Source organism: Chloroflexia bacterium SDU3-3 (assembly GCA_009268125.1).
Classification (GTDB): Bacteria; Chloroflexota; Chloroflexia; order Chloroflexales; family Roseiflexaceae; genus SDU3-3.
In genome coordinates this window covers 1-4,684 of sequence record WBOU01000042.1, presented here as the reverse complement: position 1 = coordinate 4,684, position 4,684 = coordinate 1, and the positions used below count along the sequence as shown (strand labels likewise).

4 protein-coding genes are annotated in these 4,684 nt (G+C 58.8%); 3 read left to right on the top strand and 1 reads right to left on the bottom strand.

The window, feature by feature from the left end:
- Positions 1-1,061: 1,061 nt before the first annotated feature.
- Positions 1,062-1,286 carry a hypothetical protein gene (locus F8S13_27560; GenBank protein KAB8139576.1) on the bottom strand — a complete coding sequence of 75 codons (225 nt, stop codon included), beginning with the start codon at positions 1,284-1,286 and terminating at the stop codon, positions 1,062-1,064.
- A gap of 666 nt (positions 1,287-1,952) precedes the next feature.
- Between F8S13_27560 and F8S13_27555 the strand changes: the two genes are divergently transcribed.
- From F8S13_27555 to F8S13_27545, 3 genes are all read left to right on the top strand, one after another.
- A complete protein-coding gene (locus F8S13_27555; protein KAB8139575.1) occupies positions 1,953-2,468 on the top strand; it encodes an Asp23/Gls24 family envelope stress response protein in 516 nt (171 codons plus the stop codon).
- 88 nt (positions 2,469-2,556) lie between these two features.
- On the top strand, positions 2,557-3,168 hold the full coding sequence (locus tag F8S13_27550; GenBank protein ID KAB8139574.1) for an Asp23/Gls24 family envelope stress response protein: 612 nt from the start codon (positions 2,557-2,559) through the stop codon (positions 3,166-3,168).
- Between the two features lie 169 nt (positions 3,169-3,337).
- Positions 3,338-4,528 carry a PAS domain S-box protein gene (locus F8S13_27545; GenBank protein KAB8139573.1) on the top strand — a complete coding sequence of 397 codons (1,191 nt, stop codon included), beginning with the start codon at positions 3,338-3,340 and terminating at the stop codon, positions 4,526-4,528.
- Positions 4,529-4,684 lie beyond the last annotated feature (156 nt).

Here is a 4,684-nt window from a genome sequence, read left to right as displayed (position 1 = left end):
CGTCCATGGCAAGCGCAACAGCGCGCCCACGAGGACCAAGGGTGAGTTTCACCGCGTCGGCCACACGGTCCACGCCATGCTTGAGCGATGCGCGGGCCTGATCATGAAAGAGCAACTGTTGTGTCATAGGGGCCTTTCTCGGCTACAAGGGAACCCAAGCGCCCGCGCCCGCAGCCGGTAGGGCGCACGCGGGCGCGGGCAACCCTGAGAGGGCGGCCCTGGAAAGAAATACCAGCATGCGCATGGTATCTGGCGAGATCGGTGTGAGAGCGCGTCCCCGCGATGCGACGGTTTGCCGCAGAGGGCAGGGCGTACAAGACCGTTCGGATGCAGGAGTGACGTCGGCGATCCCACGCAGCGTGGGGGAACGGGAGGGCGGGTGTCTCAGCGCTGGGGTGAGGGTGTTGAGCAAGATGCTCAATGTGCCAGGGTGTGCAACCCTAGTATACCACGGCGTCTCTCGCTGTGCGGAATACGGATGCCATCACCTAGGGGCTATGTGTTCTCGGCAGACCGGAGATTCTTTTACCACCAAGCGGCCAAGAAAGAAGGAAACGAATACCACGAAGACGCGAAAACAGGGAGGCAGCTATATATAATAGGAGAAACCAGTGGGCCAGCGCATCGGGATCTGGGGCTGGGTTTGTCTCGCGTATATGCCGCTCCTCACGTTTGATAGGTTGCTCCAGCCGTGCACACAACAAGGAGGATCTGGGGTCTGATGAGACCGCTGGGTCAGTGCTCAGCCGATATCGCTTGTGACGATTGTAGGGGATAAGCGGCTTAGTATACCGCCTCTGTGCTCAAAAGTGAGAGAATGGGCCGTCTTCTTAGGGCCTATGCGTTCTCACCAGACCGCAGATTCTTCACCACCAAGACTTCAAGACACCACGGAACAAAGGTACGAATAACCACGAAGATGGGAAAGCACGAAGGGGAAATTGATTTGCCACCAATATGCCGAGATGCGCAAAGACAGCAGACAGAACACATAGAGCCTGGCCGTCTTCTTCGCAGCCATCCTCTAGGCCGAGATTGTGCGAGGCCTAGAGCTGGGACAGCTAGTCCATCGATGATGGTTCGCCCTCTTCGGCAAGGGATGCGGGATTCCAGCCATTGCGTAGGGCAGCACGAATAATCAGGTCGAGGATAACCTGCGAGCCGGCCTGCTGGCGTTTGGATGTAAGGAATCGGAGCGCTGATTCCACCTCCAATACGCGGCTCGCAGGGATGGAGATCAAGAGATGTCCGCTCTTTCCATTCGATGCCCGACGTGAGATCTTCATGTGCTCTCCGCTTGTATATACAAAGGCACGCTGCTCTTGTAGTATAACCCATTATATCGGTATTCTTGAATGCCGGTGATCCCCTGCCGCCGAGACCCGCGGCGATCTTTTAGCTCCTGATTCTGTTTCTTTCCCGATGCGGCAATACGATGCCAGAAGCACGATCGGGCAGGGGCAGTGCTCCTGCCCTTTACGATCTGCCCAACGTCTCGCATCTGTTAATCAGGCTCCATGTTCCTTGACTTGTATATACATATAGGATATACTATAGTCTATAGCGTCATCCCCCCCTCACACAATCACACTTCTTTTTCTCACGCTCTGGGTATACGGGAGCATCACCGTTGCCAGATCATCTTTTTAAGATCTGATCGGCGGCACAGCGGGGCAACCTTTCAGCCACCTTGAGTCCGTCAGGTGCACCGACAGCGCCCATACGATGGGCCTTGTTATCTGCACAGAAGCTGAGAAAGGCAGCGCAGCGCGTTGACGCACTCCCTTGGCAGCCCGCTCGCGAGATCAGAACCCACCGTACTGCTCCACCCATACCTTCGGGCGCACTATGCCCCACCCGACGGCACAAACTGTTCACCTTCTGGGCGTAATGTTACATCGGTGCCGTGCCGATCTTCGATCTTGCGCGCTACCGAACAAGGAACAATCGTTATGACACCAACTGTTTCCCATGAACTGCATAGCAGAAACCATGATATCGACCAGGGTCCCAATGCGGATGCGGTTGCCGTCGCCAGCCCGCTGGCGAACCACGGCCCAGTCGCGATGACCGATACCGGTGCGACCGCCATCGCGACCAATGTGGTGGCCAAAATCGCCGGTATCGCCGCCCGCGAAGTGGAGGGTGTCCACGCGCTTGTCGGCAGTGGGGCGGGGGATGCGCTGTCGGGCCTTGCCCAGCGCGTGACCGGCGAGGATGCCAGTGAGCGGGGCGTCAGCGTTGAGGTTGGTCAGCGCGAGGCTGCCGTCGACCTGAAGCTCATCACCGTCTATGGTGCGAGCATCCCAGATGTAGCGCAGGCGGTGCGCAAAAATATTATCGGCCGCATGCAGGAGATGACCGGACTGATTGTCACCGAGGTCAATATCGATGTGGTCGATCTCTACTTTCCTGAGGATACGTCTCCCACCCCTGAAGTAGCTCGTACCGCGCCACGGGTTGCCTAGATGGCAGCGGTGGGCCATAGCAAGCCATGGCCCACCACCGTTGAAACCCGCCTGCCCGTCGACCCACCGTTATATACTGGGAGCCGCCATGAATTATATCAATCGAATCGTCATTCTACTGCTCGATTTGCTCATCAGCGCGAGTGCCATCGCCATCGCGCTGATCACTTTTGGCATCCTTCCGCCAGCGCAGATCCTCCCCCCGCTTCTGCGTGAAACGGTCTTCTCCATCTGGCTGGCAGGCTTGGCCAGCGTGGATGCGCCACAACAGGTGCTGATCGGCCTGGGGATGCTGGCCATCCTTGTGGTCGGCCTGCTGATCGGCTGGTATGAACTGCGCCCGAAGGCACAGCTGCCGCCCCTGATTATTCGGGATGATGCCGTTGGGCAGGTGAGCGTGCAGATTGAAAGCGTCCGTCGGCTGATCGCCTATACGGCGGCACAGCACCCCCAGGTGCTCCAGCTTGAGCCACAGATCCAGCTGCTCCCTCAGGGCCTACACATCCAGTGCGCGATCACGCTCGCGCCCAATGCGCTGCTGCCCGTTGTGACCAGCGAGCTTCAGCGTGAGCTGAAACAGGCGGTTGAGCACCATATCGGGATGCGCGTGATCAAGATACATATCCACGTGCAGAGCCAGCCGATTGCCCACACAGCCCCACTGCGGCTTCCCCGCTCCAGCCATCGTATGGTACGATAGTGCCGACCGTATCTGCCTTTGTAGTCACGTCCCGACCTAGCGATTCTGACCGGAGACATGCTCCCATGGTGTTTGGTTGGCGCATGTCTCGCACACCCCTGCTGTTATTCCTCCACCGTTTCCTCATCACATCGGGTTCCAGCAATGGTACCCATGGCGGAGAACCCAAATGATAGGATCTCCCAAACATGATCCTGCGGTCCTTGTGAACTCGAGAGACCCCCAGCAGCAACTTCACGACCTGCAAGAGGTGAATGCGCAACTGCTCGTTGCTGGCCTTCGCCAGCAAAATGATGCGGAGCAGCTTCGCCTCCAGATCGATTTCACCACCACCATCATGACAAGCCTTGGCGAGGGTGTCTATGTCATCAATATGGCTGGCCAGTGTACCTACCTTAATCCGGCAGCCGAGCAGCTGGCGGGCTGGCGGATGGCCGATCTTCAGGGGGAATCGCTGGAGATGATCTTCCTTGATCCTGCCCCATCATCGGACAATGATGGAGCGGAAGCCGAGTCGGTGCTAGCGGTTCTTCGCACAGGGCTGGTGCAGCGGCGAGATGAGGCGCAGATGCGGCAGCGCCATGGTGGGGTGCTCTCCATCGCATATTCTGCCGCGCCAATGATGATGGATGGCCAGGTGGTTGGTGCCGTCATTAGCGTTCGCGATATGACCCAGGCGCAGCAGCTGCGGCAGCTGCGCCAGGAGTATCTGGCCCTGGTCTCCCACGATCTCCGTGCGCCGCTCAGCGTAATGATGGGATATGCGCAGCTCCTGGTGCGGCGGCTGGAATTCCATGGTCTCACCCGCGAGATCGGCCACGCCCAGATGATGCTTGAGAGCGGCCTTCGCATGAATGCAATGATCCAGGACATCCTCGATCACGGCCAAGCGACCCCACAGATCGATGCTGGCGTTCAGACACCCACTGATCTTGTGCAGATTGTCCAGCAGATGATCGACCAGACGGTGCAGCCCAACCAGCGTGACCGCATCGTGCTCGATGCGCCGATAACGCTCCCCATCACGATCAACCAGCTGGAGATCAGCCGAGTGCTGGTCAATCTTTTGACCAATGCGCTTAAATTCTCGTCCCCCGAGCAGACGGTCCATATCCAGGTGCGCCAGCAGGCGGCGGAGGCGCAGATCCGCGTGACCGATCAGGGTATCGGCATGGCACCTGATGATCTGCTGCACGCATTTGAGTCGGGCTATCGGGCAAAGGATGTGGATCAGATCGCGGGACATGGCCTTGGCCTGTACAGCAGCCGCCTGATTGTAGAGGCACATAAGGGGCAGATCTGGGTTGAGAGCGCGGTGGGGCAGGGTACCACGGTGACGCTGACGCTACCGATCCGGTAAGCTGGCGCGGGTGGCCAGCATATCAGGTGATGGCTACAATCGGTTGCTTTTGCCCGATGCCTAGGAGCGCCCGCCGGGTGCTTCGCGCGCTCCTAGGCGATGAAGGCTCCGAACCGTGGCGAGAATGTGGGTCGAGTCCGTGCGCTGTCGCCCCGT